A 14,886-nucleotide genomic window follows, 5' to 3' on the forward strand; every position below is an offset into this window, starting at 1 on the left:
GCGCCGCCTATCTCAGGTCGATCTTCCAGAACCTCAGCACTTCCTCAACTTCCGCTTTCGGGTAGTGGAGGTAATCGGCATTGGCCAAATCAGACCGCACCTTCGATTTTCGTTTCGCGATCTCGCGTTCGATACGCGATGTGAAGGGAGCAGTGCCCGGTGGCAGAATGCCCGGTCGGTCGGGTGCGGGCCAACTCTTCGGATAATCTGACGGTATCCAGCCCGACCGAACTTGTTCCGCCTGCGTCCCCACAGATTCATGCTCGCATGCCCATCCGTAAAGATGGAACGAACAAACCCGCAGCATTGCCTTGATCTCGGGAAGCGTGTCGGTGAAGCCCTTCAGCGAAGTGGGCAGCCAGACCATGTTCGCAACACATGAGAAGTAGCGCGGGTCCTGCACGACGCTACTGCGCTGCGCGAAGGACGGATCGTCATATCCCCAGATGTGGCAGACGGTCCAATTCTTCGGCTTAGGCGACGCGACGTCGAGAGCGGCCACAAGCGCGTTCAGTGCCGCCACGTTTCCCTCGAACTTCTCGGCAGTCACGCCTGTCGCCTTCCGAGTGTTCGTGTATCGGCGAGACCAACCGGCATCGTAGAGTGGGCGGCCTCGCGCCGTGTGCGGCGCCCAGACCGGCAGCCCGTGGAAAGTGTGCGGATGAACCCACCGTGCCGTTCGCTCGATCAATTCAACGATTGCTGGGATGTCGGCACGAAGCGCCTCGTTGCCGTCGGGCACATGAAATCCACTCGCCACTGTTCCCCCGCCATGATTATCGCCTCCGCTGCGCGAGACGTCCGGCTGAAGTCTTGGCACTTGGGCTGTTGAGATATTCATCGACTACCATTTCGGACCGGCTGACGCACCCCCCGCTTTTCTGCGCTGATCCTTGGTCCGACTGATCGCTTGATGCCATCAACCCGTAAAGGGTCGGCTATGCGGGCATGCCGCCGCTGCGGTTTCACCTTCGCGGTGATTGCAGCACTCAGTCCGACACATCGGGCGCCTGTCAGCGGGGGATGGTCCTCCGCTTCAAGCAGGAGCCGGATCAATGTCCCTCAACGACGCTCAAGCCTTCGCCTTCAGCCTCGCCGCAACGCTCATGGCCGCCATCGTCATCTTCCGTGCCGGCGACGGCACGCTCTCGGTCACCCCCGCAGCCGAATACGACGGCGATGCCGCCGAAATCGTCAGCGAGATCGATCCTTTCGCCCCATGACGGGGCGAAGATCGTCATGGCCGAGACGAGAACCTTGCCGGTTTCCGCTCCCGCTGACGGTTATCTTTTGCTATTCTCTGTTTCGTGCCGTGGTGGTGGTGGAGGCGCGACCGTCAGAGCTTTCCTCACGGAGACACCACCATGATCTTTCTCGGCATTCTTCTTTCCATCGCAGCCATCGGCTTCTTCTGCTGGCTTCTGTTCACACTCGCCGTCTTCGCGCTTCCTTTCTTCGCAGGGCTGAGCGTCGGAACCTGGGCTTGGCACACCGGCGCGGGTTGGCTCGGAGCGATCATCATCGGCATTGTCGCCGCGGGGCTCACGCTCAGCATCGGCCAGGTCCTGTTCGTGATCGTCCGTCCCATGTGGGCGCGGCTGCTGATCGCACTGGTCTTTGTCGCGCCCGCAGTGATGGCGGGCTATCTCGCCACGCATGGCATCGTGAAACACACCATGCCGTCGGAGACCTGGCAGATCGCATTTTCCGTCATCGGCGCGATCGCTGTCGGCATCACTGCACTCATGCGGGTCACAGGCATGGCGGCCACCGCCCCGGCCGGTCAAGGCACGATGTGGGCCTGATCGTTTCTCCATACGATGGTTCGCCAGACCAAACGGCTGATCCGCGCGCCCGCCTCGTCGTCGAAGACGTGGCAAGGCGGCGATGGCAGCGTGTCGCGCAAGAGGCCCAGAAGCTGGAATTCTGCTGATACGCCTGGACCAGCGGTGTCCACGGCCGACACAACCAATCATGACGTGATGGTGGGCATTCGTGATGCGGAAGGGCGTGACGGCGGAGAAGCACATGCGGCCCGCCGCTAAGGAGGGATGAGCCGGTGAGAGATCGGACAGTCTCCGCGCCAGTCGCGTCAGGTCGCCATCATCTCCGTGAGACATCCGTCCGCCGACCGCTCCAAACGGCCTCTTCAATGGGCTGATCTGGCCGAAGAGCGGCTTCGCCTCGACCGCCTATGCCGCAATGGCGCGTCCCTACTTTCTTCCCCTGCCGGCCAAGGCCGTCATTCCTCGCGAGGCAAGAAACTCGTTCCTGCGCCATCCTCCGCTTCGCTCCGGTCGCAAGCGATGCGTCGTCGGTCGTCTCCGGCCAACCGATCGCCATCGAGGCCGCATGGTGCGGGCTCGAAAACGGAAAACGGAGATTTGAAAATGGCGACCATCGGCACCTTCAAGAAGATCGGTTCGAACGAATTCACCGGCGAAATCGTCACCCTCAGCGTCCAGGCCAAGGGCGTGCGCATCGTCCCCGACCTGCGCTCCACCGGCGAAAACGCCCCCAGCCACCGGGTCCTGGTTGGCCGCGCCGAGATCGGCGCCGCCTGGACGAAGCGCTCGGGCGAAGGCCGCGACTATCTGGGCCTCAAGCTCGACGACCCGAGCTTCAACGCCCCGATCTACGCCAACCTCTTCGACGACGAGGAAGGCGACACCCATTCGCTGATCTGGTCCCGCCCCAACCGCCGCAACGGCGACTGAGACCCGCAGCCGCCCCGCCCGGATAATCCGGGCGGGGCCGAAGCGCTGCCGCCGCAACCGAATCAGTCAAGCCAGAATGACGGCTGAAGCTGGCCAATCAGCAGAAATAGCTTGGCTCACAGCCTCAAGAACGACTATTATAGTCGTAGTTCTGGCGCGCGTGCCCGTGCCGATGGGAGGTGATCATGCATGATCACCGCCCGACAATCACGGGCCGCACGCGCGTTGCTGGGTTGGACACAGGAGACGCTCGCTGACAAGGCCCAAGTATCACTGACCGCATTGAAGCGCCTCGAATCCGAAAACGGCCTCGAGGTGTATGAAACAACGCGCGATCAGGTTCGCCGGGCCTTTGAAGGCAACGGCATCGTTCTCCTCACTTCCGACCAGGGTGAAGGTGTGATGCTCGTCCGTGCGAAAATCGACAGTCGCAAGTCTTCGTGATTTCTGCCCGTTTGAACTGACAGGCGATACACGCGGCGCATCGCCTGATGTGTGTCGATGCTCGCTGCTTCGCGTCCAAATCCAATGGTTAACACCGGGATTTAGAACGGCTATAAATGGGTACTGGGGCACAATATGACGGACATAGATTTTCTCGACGAACCGCCGGAAAGCGCGGTGCTCACGGCATATGACCGTAAGCACATGGTTCTCTATCTGCGCCTGCTCGACGCGGCGACGGACGGCGCCGACTGGCGCGAAGCCGTCATGATCCTGTTCGGCCTCGACCCCACGAACGAGCCGGAACGTGCGCGCCATGTCCATGATACCCATCTGGCCCGCGCGCGCTGGATGACGGAGCACGGCTATCGCTTGTTGGTGCGCGAAGGCCATCTTCATTGATTAATTGCGATGCAGTCACGGCATCGCATGTTGCACCCCTCAGGGCTTCCGACCGGTATTGCAATCGGGAATCATCACAGGCCGCGATACGCACGAACGATGCGAGCCTGGAGGTAACATGACTCCCGATATATCGAACTGGAGAGCATCACCGAACTACGACTATATTGATCGCCTTGTGGCGCCCGATCTCGCCTGGGAATGGTTGAGGCGCAACAGCGACTATCAGCATGACTATTCCAAGGTCGAAGGCCGGGCGGATGAGTCAGAGTTGCTTGTGAATGCTGTGCGGCGGCGATGGGGCCTGCAATTTCCTTGTCCACCCTGTTTTTACCGCCGTTGAGATCCCCGTCTTCTGGTCGCCAGAGGAAGACAGCAGCGTTGTCATCCTGACGGATGTTCCCTCGCTCCTTCCCTCCGACAACATTTTCATCGACGCGCTCGATCCGAACGCGCCCCGCCGCGACGAAACCGGCGAGCATTTTCTCCATGATCTCGGCAACGGGCAGTCGCTGCGCCTGGTCCGCCTGATTGGAGTCGATGGAGCCCGGCCGCTGGCGGCTCTTGTGCCCCTCGACGCGGACGGCCTTGATCGTGTCGAAGCGGTCAGCCGCCTCGTCAAGGCGCTTCATGGACGCGCCGTGCCACAAGATACCCGACTGACCGACCAGCAATTGCGCCGCGCGCGCCACATGCTGCAAGCCGTCGATGGCCGGACCAGCGGCGCAAGCTACCGCGAAATTGCCGAGGCCCTCTTCGGCGCGCGTCGCGTCGCCGATCAGCCGTGGAAAACCTCCGCGCTGCGAGACACCGTCAGGGATCTCGTCCGCGACGGCCTTGCCATGATTCAGGGCGGGTATCGTCAGCTTCTTCGTCATCGCCGCCGATCCTAGCGAATTCTCCCTTTTCGGGAGGGGGGAGAATTTAGCCCTCCCATCTTCGCCCTCCCTCCTGCCGGGCCTTCTTCGCCACCGTGCTTTTCGTCCGCCGCCGATCCCCGACGGCTCTAACGAACCCCACGGAGGCCCGATCCATGCGACCCGATCTCGCCGTTTTGCCGCCGCGCTTCCTGCGCACCAAGGAGGCGGCCGAATTTCTCAGCCTGTCAGCCCGAACCCTCGAAAAGCACCGGACCTACGGAACCGGCCCGGCCTACCGCAAACTCGGCGGCCGGGTCGTCTACGCGGTCGATGACCTGCAGGCCTGGGCCGAACGCGGCGCCGTCACCTCGACCTCCGACCCGCGCGGCGCGGTGCTGCCCGCCAAGCGGCAAGAGCCGACGCAGCCGGCTCATGCCGGCCGATACGCCCGCTGAGCGTCCGGCCATGACGTTTCACCGTCACAGCAGCGAGCGGGATCAACTCGATCTCTTCCGGACGTTGCCCGGCGACCTCGCGCCGCGCGACGCCCAGGACCTCATGGCCTATCCGTTCTTCTCGCTCGCCAAGTCGAAGCGCCTGGCGCCGATCGACTTCAAGGCCGGGTCGATCATCATCCGGGTCGAAGCGGTTGCCGAACACGGCATGGCGACCATCTGGGATGCCGACGTGCTGATCTGGGCCGCGTCCCAGATCGTCGAGGCGCGCGATCTGGGTCTGCGCCCGTCGCGCTTGATGGCGACGACGCCCTACGAAATCCTGACCTTCATCGGCCGCGGCGTCAGCTTGCGCGATTACGATCGCCTCAAGGCAGCCCTCGATCGCCTTCAGTCGACCACCGTGGCGACATCGATCCGCCAGCCAACCGAGCGGCGGATGCACCGCTTCTCCTGGATCAACGAGTGGAAGGAAAAGGCCGACCATCGGGGCCGTCCGCTCGGGCTCGAACTGATTCTGCCCGACTGGTTCTACGCCGCCGTGCTCGACGACGCGCTCGTGCTGACCATCGACCAGGCCTATTTCGACCTGACCGGCGGGCTTGAGCGCTGGCTCTATCGGCTCGTGCGCAAGCATGGCGGCCGCCAGGAATATGGCTGGAGCTTCGATCTCCTCCACCTGCACGCCAAGTCGGGTTCACTCTCGCCCCTGAAGCATTTCGCCTACGACCTGCGCGACATCGTCCGGCGCCAGCCGTTGCCCGGCTACCGGCTCGTGATCGAGCAGCCGTCAGGTCTTCCCGAACGCCTTTCCTTCGCTCCGACCGACCCGGCGCCCTTCGGCGTGCCGCGGCTTCGCCGTCGCCGCGCAACCTCTCGCCCTGGGGATAAGCTGTGAATAGTCTCGTGCTATCAGGGACCGCACCTATCGTGCCATCGGGGACCCGATCCTCGTGCTATCGGGGACCGGAATCGTCGATTCCTCGCCTTGAATCAAAAGCTTGCGCCGCCCGTAACTTATCTAACCAGAATTCCTATGGAATTCTTCTAACGCATTCCGTCGTTTCTACGATTGCGGAAAACCGCTCGCCGACGATCGGGAGCGCGTCATGATCGTCGCGCTGCTCAATCAAAAGGGCGGTGTCGGCAAGACGACGCTGGCGCTGAATCTCGCCGGGGAACTGGCCCGTCGAGGCCAGCGCGTCACCCTGATCGACGCGGACCCGCAAGGCTCGGCGCTGGACTGGTCGCAGCAACGCAGCCGTGAAGGCCTTCCGCGCCTGTTCGGCGTCGTTGGTCTCGCCCGCGACACGCTGCATCGGGAAGCGCCGGAACTGGCACGCGACGCCGATCATGTCGTCATCGACGGGCCGCCGCGTGTCGCCGCGCTGATGCGCTCGGCGCTGCTTGCCTCCGACCTGGTCCTGATCCCCGTGCAGCCGTCGCCACTCGACGGCTGGGCTTCGGCCGAAATGCTGGCGCTCGTCACCGAGGCGCGCATCTACCGTCCGGAGCTTGCCGCCCGCTTTGTGCTGAACCGTTGCGGTGCGCGCACGGTGCTCGCCCGCGAGACGGCCGAGACGCTGGCCGATCACGATCCGCCGGTGCTCTCCAACACCATCGGCCAGCGCATCGCCTTCGCCGCCGCAGCGCAGTCCGGCCGCCTCGTCTCGGAACTCGACGACGACACGCCCGCCGCACGCGAGATCGCAGCGCTGGCGGACGAGCTCGACCGGCTTCGTATCGGGAGGCGCGCGCGATGAGCGAGCACCCGACCCGCCGTGGCTTCGCTGCCCGTCCGGCCGATCCCGAACATTGGATCAAGGCGGCCGACGCTCCACCACGCGACGGTGAGGCCAGCGGGTTCACTGCCCGGCTCACGATCGACGTGACGCCCGATCTGCGCGGCCGGATCAAGATCGCCGCCTTCCGTCGGGGCATCACCGTCGCCGACATGCTGCGCGGCCTGCTCGCGCGCGAATTCCCCCAAACCGAAGGAGATCATCCATGACCAGCGCCGCGGTTCCCTCCGCGCGCGGCGGCCCGGTGCCGCGCGCGCATTCCGCCGACAGCCTTACCCATGTCGAACTGACGCATATCGAGAAGCGGATCGAGAACTGGATCAGGTTCGGCCGCGAGGTGAGCGAACAGGTGCTCGACCGCAGGCGGCGTATCTTCTCCTACCGGCCCGGCAGCATCTTCGCCTTTGTCCGTTGGGCGGCGAACGACTTCGGTACGATCATCTCGCGCATCGATATCGTGCGTGCCGTTGAACCGGGCGAGCCTTATCAGACGCTGCCCTTCGTGCGTCCCGGCGGCGACATCCTGCTCAAGATCGAGGGCTGGCCCAAGGTCGAACAGGTGCTCCGCCACATCGACGCGGTGGAAGCCGCCGGCATCGATGCTTGCGAGGTTGCTCCCGATCACTGGCGGCATGTCGCCAACCGGATGAGCGCCGGTCATGAACCGCGCGCGTACACGGCAGACCGTCATCAGGCATGGCTGAAGCGGCGGGAGATCGAGCAATGACCCGCTTCGGCTATGTCATGGCGACGTACTTCTCGGTCATGGGCGTCACCATCGCCGCGTTAATCCCGACGCCGCTGCGCCTCGTCTGGAACGCCTCGGCCAGCGTGCCGATCGGCCTTTACGATCTCGATCCGCCGCGCCATCTGGAAATTGGCAATCTGGTCGCCGTCACGCCAGACAAGCCGCTCGCAGACTTCATGGTCGAGCGCGGCTATATCGGCCGCGACGTGCCGCTGATGAAGCGCGTCATGGGGCTTCCCGGTCAACGGGTTTGCCGCACCGGCAACGCCGTGACCGTCAATGCCGTGCCGCTCGGAGATGCCCTCGATCGCGATAGCCAAGGCCGCGATCTGCCTGTCTGGCAGGGCTGCCGCCGCATCGCGGACGGCGACATCTTCCTGATGAACCCTGACGTGCGCGACAGCCTGGATGGCCGCTACTTCGGCCCGATCCCGGCGCGCACCGTCATCGGCAAGGCGGCGCCGCTCTACACCGACGAGGCCGGCGACGGTCGTTTCATCTGGCGTGCCGCCACGCGCTGATCGCTTCCCCATCGGCGGGAGCGGTGTCCGCCCGATGGTTTTCCAACGCCACCGCACAGGAATCAGCCATGCCGCAGATTGGTCAATTCACGCGCGAGACCACAGGCTTCGTCGGGCGCATCGAGACGTTCACGCTCTTCCGCGACATCGTCATCGTTTCGGCAGAGCTGTCCGATGCCGAGAACGCGCCGGACTTCCGCATCCATGCCAGCGATGACTGCAAAGCGGAGGTCGGCCCGGAAATCCGAGCGGGCTGGAAGCGCACCGGCGAACGCGCGGGCGAATATGTCGTCTTGCTGATTGACGATCCGGCTTTGCCGCAGCCGATCCGCGCCAACCTGTTCCGCAACGACGATGCCGGTAACGCATGGTCGCTGCACTGGAGCAGCCCGCAAGCGCGCGGCGGGAGAGACTGACGTCATGCGCCGTCCTGCCCTCCTTCTCCTTTCCGGCCTGATCTTCGCCGCCCCGTGGACGGCCTCCGCACTGGCGCAGGCGGAACCGGTGCAACGTCCGGCGCCTGTCGATCCCAAAGCCGCCTATATCGCGGAGGCCTCGCAGCGCTTCGGCATCCCGACGGCATGGATCAGGGCCGTCATGCGGGCCGAAAGCGCTGGCGAACGCCAGGCAATCTCTTCGGCCGGTGCGATGGGGCTGATGCAGATCATGCCCGACACCTGGGCGGAACTGCGCGTCCGGCACAGGCTCGGCAGCGATCCCTATGACCCGCGCGACAACATTCTGGCGGGCACGGCTTATCTGCGTGAACTCTACGACCGTTACGGCTCCCCGGGGTTTCTCGCTGCGTACAATGCCGGTCCCGGTCGCTACGAAGCCTCGCTCTCCGGCCGCCCGCTGCCCGCAGAAACCCGCGCCTATGTCGCAGCCATCGCGCCGGTCATCGACGGCGGCGAAACCGTCAACCCCGTCATGGTGGCCTCGGTTGAGGCGCTCGCCTGGACCCGCGCTCCGCTGTTTGTAGCGCAACGGATAAGCGCAGCGGCTGCAAATTCCGTGTCGGCAGATCGTCCACCGAACGACGCACCGACAGCAGTTGCCGTGCGCGATGTTTCTGCCATCGCGCCGCAGTCCGGCGGCTTGTTCGTGCCGCGCCCTACGGAAAGGCCGGTCCCATGACCGCATTGCCTCCCATTCGTATCCTGTCGGGCTCTGGCGCAGCATATCGGGCGCAGAGGTCGGGACCGGGCAACACGACCGAAGGAGGGCAGGATAAAAGGGCGCACATTGCGCTTCGGTCGGTTGGTGGTTTTTGCTGGGTTTTCTGGAAGGATCCGCACCTTGCGGCCTTCATCGGCAATGTGTGCCGCAAGCCTAAACCGCTGTATCTCCACGAGCTTTGGCACATTGCGGGGCCGCGCCATGTCCGATGAGCGCGAATTCCGTGTCCGCCCGGGCCGCATCCGCTCGTCGGGCGCACAGCGGGCCAAGCCCTTCATCGCGCAGGCGCTGGCGGCGGCGAAGAAGGCTGGCGGCGGCGTATCACGCTCAGGCCGCATCGTGCCCGGCAACCGCTCGCGTTTCGGGCACGGCCAGCGCGCCAGCATCCAAGCGAACCGCCTCATCACTTCGCGCTCGCGCGGAGCCGTCATCAAGGCGCGCGTCGTGCGCCATACGGCCCGAGCCGCATCACTGGCGCAGCACCTCAACTATCTGCGCCGAGAGGGCGTGACCCGCGAGGGGGAGAAGGCCCGCCTGTTCGGGCCGGGAAGCGAAAACGCGGATGCCGGCGCCTTCGCCGATCGCTACCAGGACGACCGGCATCATTTCCGCTTCATCGTTTCGCCCGACGATGCGCTGGAGATGGCCGATCTCAAATCCTTCACCCGCGATCTCGTCGGGCAAATGGAAAAGGATCTCGATACCCAGCTCGATTGGGTGGCGGTCGATCACTGGAACACCGAGCACCCGCATGTCCATCTGATCGTGCGCGGAGTTCGTGACGACGGCCAGGACCTCGTCATCGCGCGCGATTACATCAAGGAAGGGATGCGCGATCGGGCGCGCGATCTCATCACCCAGGAACTGGGGCTACGCACCGATCTCGAGATCCGCCGCACCCTCGAGCGGCAGATCGAAACGGAACGCTGGACGCAGCTCGACCGTCAGCTTGTTCGCGACGGGCGCGACACCGGCATCATCGACCTCGCGCCGGTTCCAGGCCAGCAGCCCGACGAGTTCCATGCCCTGAAGGTCGGGCGCCTGCGCAAGCTCGAAACCCTCGGTCTCGCCAGCCAGGTCGGTAACGCGCAATGGTTCATCAAGCCGGAAGCCGAGAAGACGCTTCGCGAGCTGGGCGAACGTGGCGACATAATAAAGCGGATGCACAAGGCGCTGACGGAGCGCGGTATCGACCGCGGCTCAACCAACTATGTCCTGGCGGCCGAAAGCCTCGATCTGCCCGTCGTTGGACGGCTGGTCGAACGCGGTCTCGATGACGAGCTGAACGGCACGGCCTACGCCGTGGTGGATGGCGTGGACGGACGCACCCATCATATCAAGTTGCCCGACCTCGATGCGGCCGGCGACAGCGCGCCGGGCTCGATCGTCGAACTCAGAAAGTTCGATGACGCGCGTGGCCAGCGCCGCGTCGCGCTCGCCGTGCGCTCCGATCTCGACGTTGATGCTCAGGTCACGGCGTCTGGCGCCACCTGGCTCGACCGGCAGAATATTGCACGCGAGCCGGTCGCGCTCTCCGAAGGCGGCTTCGGCGCCGAGGTGCGGAAAGCCATGTCCGCCCGTGCCGAGCATCTAGTCGAACAGGGCCTTGCCGAGCGGCAAGGCCAGCGCATCAGCTTCGGCCGCAACCTGATCGACACGTTGCGCCGCCGGGAACTGGAGGCGGCTGGCGACAAGCTCGCCGCTGAGACCGGCCAGCCCTTCAACCGGGCAGGCAGCGGCGAATATGTCGCTGGCACCTATCGCAACCGCCTCACGCTCGCCTCCGGCCGTTTTGCCATGATCGATGACGGCCTTGGCTTCCAGCTCGTGCCTTGGACCCCTTCGCTCGAAAAGCAGCTCGGCCGCCATGTCTCCGGCGTCGCCCGCGACGACGGCGGCGTGGATTGGAGCTTTGGCCGCAAACGGGGGCTAGGCCTCTAACCCTTCATTCCCAAGAAAGGACCGTCGCCATGTCGTCCACCAAAATCCTCTGGGGCCAGATCCTCACCGTCTTTCTGATCGTGCTCGCCACCACCTGGGGCGCCACCGAATATGTCGCATGGAAGCTCGGCTTTCAGGCGCAACTTGGGCCGCCGTGGTTCACGGTCTTCGGCTTCCCCTTCTACCTGCCGCCCGCCTTCTTCTGGTGGTGGTACTTCTACGACGCCTATGCGCCTGGCATCTTCACCCAAGGCGCATTCATCGCCGCATCAGGCGGCTTCATCGCCGTGGGTGTCGCCATCGGCATGTCGGTCTGGCGGGCGCGTGAGGCCAAGAAGGTCGAGACCTATGGTTCCGCTCGCTGGGCCGAGACGGAAGAAGTCAAAGCCGCCGGGCTTCTCGGCCCGGATGGCGTGGTGCTCGGCAAGCTCGATCGTGACTATCTTCGCCATGACGGGCCGGAGCATGTGCTGTGCTTCGCGCCGACGAGAAGCGGCAAGGGCGTGGGCCTGGTCGTGCCATCGCTGCTGACCTGGCCGGGCTCGGCCATCGTTCACGACATCAAGGGCGAGAACTGGCAGCTTACGGCCGGCTTTCGCGCGCGGCATGGCCGTGTGCTGCTGTTTGATCCGACCAACGCAAAGTCTTCGGCCTACAATCCACTGCTGGAGGTCCGCCGGGGTGAGTGGGAAGTGCGCGACGTCCAGAACATCGCGGACATCCTGGTCGACCCAGAAGGCTCGCTCGAAAAACGGAACCATTGGGAGAAGACCAGTCATGCGCTTCTGGTCGGCGCCATCCTCCATGTCCTCTATGCCGAAGAGGACAAGACGCTGGCAGGCGTTGCCGCTTTCCTCTCCGATCCCAAGCGCCCAATCGAGTCGACGCTCGCGGCGATGATGAAGACGGCACATCTCGGCGAGGTCGGGCCGCATCCCGTCATCGCCAGCGCCGCGCGCGAACTCCTGAACAAGTCGGACAACGAGCGGTCGGGCGTGTTGTCCACCGCCATGTCCTTCCTCGGCCTTTACCGCGATCCCGTCGTCGCCGAGGTGACGCGCCGCTGCGACTGGCGCATCACCGACATCGTGACGGCCAAACAGCCGACGACGCTCTATCTCGTCGTGCCCCCGTCCGACATCAACCGGACAAAGCCGCTGATCCGCCTGATCCTCAATCAGGTCGGCCGCCGCCTGACCGAGGATCTGCAGGCCAAAGCCGGGCGGCACCGGTTGCTCCTGATGCTGGACGAGTTCCCGGCCCTAGGGCGGCTGGACTTCTTCGAATCGGCGTTGGCCTTCATGGCCGGCTATGGGCTGAAAAGCTTCCTGATCGCGCAGTCGCTGAACCAGATCGAAAAGGCCTACGGGGCGAACAACTCCATCCTCGACAACTGCCACGTCCGCGTGAGTTTCGCGACCAACGATGAGCGTACCGCCAAGCGCGTTTCGGATGCTTTGGGCACCGCGACCGAGATGAAGGCGATGAAGAACTATGCCGGACATCGGCTCTCGCCCTGGCTCGGGCATCTGATGGTCTCGCGCTCGGAGACGGCGCGCCCGCTGCTGACTCCCGGCGAAATCATGCAGCTTCCGCCGAGCGACGAGATCGTCATGGTCGCGGGCACGCCGCCGATCCGGGCGAAGAAGGCGCGCTATTACGAGGACATCAGATTCAAGGAGCGTCTTCTGCCGCCTCCCGCCCCCGCCACACCGAAGCAGGGGCGCCCCGACGATTGGACTTCGCTGCTGCTTCCGCCACGTCCCCAACTCGTCGAAGCGAAACCGGTCGAGGCCGCGCAGGATGAAGACCCGACCGAATCCGAGCGCCGCCACCAACCGGAGCTCAATTGGGTGCAGCCGGTCGAGAAGACGCCGCCGATCGAAAACGAGTTCGAGATCGATGCTGATCGCGATGACGAGATGGAGAACACTGCCACCCGCAACAGGCGGATGACCGGGATCATGCAGGGCGTAGCGCGACAGGTCTCGCTCGATCCGAACGACGGCATGGAGCTATGAAGGCCGTGGAGACCCGCAAGAAGAAGGCCCAGATCTCGGTCTATCTCGATCCGGCGATCATGACGATGCTTGCCGACCATGCGGCGCGCCGGGACCAGTCGCAGTCGATGATCGCCGAGGCTGCGATCGCGTCCTTCCTGTCACCGGATGCGGCTGAGCGCCGGGAAGCAGTGATCGCCAAGCGTCTCGATCAGCTCGATCGACGCATGACCCGGCTTGAGCGCGATAGCGGCATCGCGGTGGAGAGCCTGGCCGTGTTCATCAAGTTCTGGCTCGCGACCACGCCTGCGTTACCAGAGCCCGCCGCGCAGGCAGCGCGCGCCAAGGCCGGCGAGCGATACGATCAGTTCGTCACTGCGCTCGGTCGGCGTCTCGCCAAGGGACCGAAGCTCAGGCAGGAGATTTCGGAGGATGTCAGCCCTCAAGGCGAAGCGGATTAGGTGGTCAGCTTTCGCTTTTGAAACAACTCGGGAAACAGTAGAAGCGCGGCTTTGCCAACCATGCTGTCCGGCGCATCCTGCGTATCTTCCATTGCGCGACCAAATTTCGCCGCAACGCTTGGCTTGTCGAGAATTTCAGGTCCCGTCGTTATCGAAATAACTTTTCGCATGATGCGCGCGAACCTGTGGCGCCGCTCACTCGACAGGAACGTGTTGATGACCTCGCTCAGGTTTCGTTGCGCTGAACCGACTGGTTTGCCTTCAACAAATGACAAGATCGCATTGAGGAGCGCGCCCATGTCGGCCTCTTCGAGGGCTGTCGCATCAATCGCGTCTTCATTGAGCCGTTCTGCCAAGTCGGCGAGCAATTCTCTCCTGAGTGACCACGGCGTCCCACCATTTGTCGTTGCGGTAAGCCAGCGTGCCCGAAAACCCATGTGCCACGGAGGCGGCGGAGCGACCGCATAGGGCAACCCCGATGGCGGCCACTCAAGTTCAGGGAGCGCAGTGATTTTCGAGTTCCAGCCTGAGCCGTGTTCCCAAAAGGCCCGAACCAGAAATGCCTTCCTTGCTCGGCACTCCGCTACAACTTCGTCGTCGAGGGAGAACAGGTTTTTATTGTGCGAGTAGAGGATATCCTCAAAAGCCGTCAGGAGGTGTGCCCGCTCGACAGGCACGAAATTCCAAGTCAGCCAGATTAGATGCCGCCCTTCGCGCTGATAGAAATCTTCCCGCGCAACGATGATCGGGATCTGCGTCGTCGCGAGCTGGATTTCGATGGCGATCGGCTTTCCATCATATGTCGCACGCACATCAGGCCGGCGCCGGCTCTCACCGCAAACAACATATTCATCGACGACAACTGATCCTGGCTCGGTCAACGGATCTGCATTGAGCAACTCAGCAACGAGATTTTTGACGCGCAAATGCAGGGGACTTTCTTGCGCCCCCTGAAATTGTGACGCGCTGACCGCATCTGTTGTGCCCGGCTCGCCAGTCCACCATGGACAACTGCGCGGAGCACCCTTGTGGTGACGCCAGAATGGCAGTCTCGTGTTGGGCTCGCGCGGTGCGTAAACCGGAAAGCCGCAATGATCGCAGACGAAGGCCGCCTGTCCGTCGTTGCGAGCCCGCGTGGCGGACCGTCTAACCTCTTGATAGCCGTCAGCATCGATCTGAAGCAGATCATCGCTCGTAATCACAGCCATGTCTCGGAGCCGAACGGCGCGCTTCAATGTCCGTTGCAATCTCTCTTTCATTCAGCCCTCCAGTAACAGCGAATCGCGAGCCTCCTTTTGTGATTTTGAGATCATAGCAACGACATGATCTACGCTATCTCCTGTATTTGCACGCCAC

20 protein-coding genes are annotated in these 14,886 nt (G+C 63.7%); 18 read left to right on the plus strand and 2 right to left on the minus strand.

All coding sequences use genetic code 11. From position 1 onward, the window contains the following. Positions 1–7: 7 nt before the first annotated feature. Positions 8–841 (minus strand): hypothetical protein, encoded by an 834-nt coding sequence (locus JET14_RS15190; RefSeq protein WP_246750334.1) that lies wholly within the window; start codon positions 839–841, stop codon positions 8–10. Positions 842–1,055: 214 nt separating this feature from the next. Here JET14_RS15190 and JET14_RS15195 point away from each other — a divergent pair, with 214 nt between their 5' ends. The 18 genes from JET14_RS15195 to JET14_RS15275 all read left to right on the plus strand — a co-directional run bounded on the left by JET14_RS15195 (position 1,056) and on the right by JET14_RS15275 (position 13,530). Then, the gene (locus JET14_RS15195; RefSeq protein WP_200334599.1) at positions 1,056–1,223 is read left to right on the plus strand and encodes a hypothetical protein; all 168 of its coding nucleotides are present in this window, start codon (positions 1,056–1,058) and stop codon (positions 1,221–1,223) included. A 141-nt stretch (positions 1,224–1,364) separates the two neighbouring features. Beyond that, positions 1,365–1,805, plus strand: a complete 441-nt coding sequence (locus tag JET14_RS15200; RefSeq protein ID WP_200334601.1) for a hypothetical protein — start codon at positions 1,365–1,367, stop codon at positions 1,803–1,805. A 585-nt stretch (positions 1,806–2,390) separates the two neighbouring features. Next, positions 2,391–2,717, plus strand: coding sequence for a DUF736 domain-containing protein (locus JET14_RS15205; protein WP_025560835.1), 327 nt, complete (start codon positions 2,391–2,393; stop codon positions 2,715–2,717). Between the two features lie 189 nt (positions 2,718–2,906). After that, positions 2,907–3,161 (plus strand): helix-turn-helix domain-containing protein, encoded by a 255-nt coding sequence (locus tag JET14_RS15210; protein WP_114215823.1) that lies wholly within the window; start codon positions 2,907–2,909, stop codon positions 3,159–3,161. Between the two features lie 135 nt (positions 3,162–3,296). Then, positions 3,297–3,563, plus strand: coding sequence for a DNA -binding domain-containing protein (locus tag JET14_RS15215; RefSeq protein ID WP_200334603.1), 267 nt, complete (start codon positions 3,297–3,299; stop codon positions 3,561–3,563). A 118-nt stretch (positions 3,564–3,681) separates the two neighbouring features. After that, positions 3,682–3,906, plus strand: coding sequence for a transcriptional regulator domain-containing protein (locus JET14_RS23070; RefSeq protein WP_432443040.1), 225 nt, complete (start codon positions 3,682–3,684; stop codon positions 3,904–3,906). Then, positions 3,845–4,456 carry a DUF2285 domain-containing protein gene (locus tag JET14_RS15220; protein WP_200334605.1) on the plus strand — a complete coding sequence of 204 codons (612 nt, stop codon included), beginning with the start codon at positions 3,845–3,847 and terminating at the stop codon, positions 4,454–4,456. Before JET14_RS23070 ends, JET14_RS15220 begins: the two co-directional genes overlap by 62 nt. Before the next feature lie 140 nt (positions 4,457–4,596). Then, positions 4,597–4,878 (plus strand): helix-turn-helix transcriptional regulator, encoded by a 282-nt coding sequence (locus JET14_RS15225; protein ID WP_097622901.1) that lies wholly within the window; start codon positions 4,597–4,599, stop codon positions 4,876–4,878. Next, entirely contained in the window at positions 4,856–5,776 is a 921-nt protein-coding gene (locus tag JET14_RS15230; protein ID WP_432443041.1) for a replication initiator protein A, read from the plus strand. The genes JET14_RS15225 and JET14_RS15230 overlap by 23 nt, the downstream gene beginning before the upstream one ends. Before the next feature lie 211 nt (positions 5,777–5,987). Further along, positions 5,988–6,641 carry a ParA family partition ATPase gene (parA, locus tag JET14_RS15235; protein ID WP_200334606.1) on the plus strand — a complete coding sequence of 218 codons (654 nt, stop codon included), beginning with the start codon at positions 5,988–5,990 and terminating at the stop codon, positions 6,639–6,641. After that, a complete protein-coding gene (locus JET14_RS15240; protein ID WP_200334607.1) occupies positions 6,638–6,889 on the plus strand; it encodes a hypothetical protein in 252 nt (83 codons plus the stop codon). Before parA ends, JET14_RS15240 begins: the two co-directional genes overlap by 4 nt. Next, entirely contained in the window at positions 6,886–7,407 is a 522-nt protein-coding gene (locus JET14_RS15245) for a DUF2840 domain-containing protein (RefSeq protein ID WP_200334608.1), read from the plus strand. The genes JET14_RS15240 and JET14_RS15245 overlap by 4 nt, the downstream gene beginning before the upstream one ends. Next, a complete protein-coding gene (locus JET14_RS15250; RefSeq protein WP_200334609.1) occupies positions 7,404–7,949 on the plus strand; it encodes a S26 family signal peptidase in 546 nt (181 codons plus the stop codon). Before JET14_RS15245 ends, JET14_RS15250 begins: the two co-directional genes overlap by 4 nt. Before the next feature lie 68 nt (positions 7,950–8,017). Next, on the plus strand, positions 8,018–8,365 hold the full coding sequence (locus JET14_RS15255) for a DUF736 domain-containing protein (RefSeq protein ID WP_200334610.1): 348 nt from the start codon (positions 8,018–8,020) through the stop codon (positions 8,363–8,365). Positions 8,366–8,369: 4 nt separating this feature from the next. Beyond that, positions 8,370–9,086 (plus strand): lytic transglycosylase domain-containing protein, encoded by a 717-nt coding sequence (locus JET14_RS15260; protein ID WP_200334611.1) that lies wholly within the window; start codon positions 8,370–8,372, stop codon positions 9,084–9,086. 243 nt (positions 9,087–9,329) lie between these two features. After that, complete coding sequence (locus JET14_RS15265; protein ID WP_200334612.1) at positions 9,330–11,069, plus strand: relaxase/mobilization nuclease domain-containing protein; 1,740 nt, start codon at positions 9,330–9,332, stop codon at positions 11,067–11,069. A gap of 29 nt (positions 11,070–11,098) precedes the next feature. Further along, positions 11,099–13,090 (plus strand): conjugal transfer protein TraG, encoded by a 1,992-nt coding sequence (locus JET14_RS15270; RefSeq protein ID WP_200334613.1) that lies wholly within the window; start codon positions 11,099–11,101, stop codon positions 13,088–13,090. A gap of 5 nt (positions 13,091–13,095) precedes the next feature. Further along, on the plus strand, positions 13,096–13,530 hold the full coding sequence (locus tag JET14_RS15275; protein WP_200338121.1) for a CopG family transcriptional regulator: 435 nt from the start codon (positions 13,096–13,098) through the stop codon (positions 13,528–13,530). Here the strand turns inward: JET14_RS15275 and JET14_RS15280 are convergent. Next, on the minus strand, positions 13,527–14,789 hold the full coding sequence (locus JET14_RS15280) for a DUF6035 family protein (RefSeq protein ID WP_200334614.1): 1,263 nt from the start codon (positions 14,787–14,789) through the stop codon (positions 13,527–13,529). The two genes, JET14_RS15275 and JET14_RS15280, sit on opposite strands and share 4 nt — an antisense overlap. Between the last annotated feature and the right edge of the window lie 97 nt (positions 14,790–14,886).

Origin of the sequence: Martelella lutilitoris (genome assembly GCF_016598595.1) — a bacterium.
GTDB lineage: Bacteria > Pseudomonadota > Alphaproteobacteria > Rhizobiales > Rhizobiaceae > Martelella > Martelella lutilitoris_A.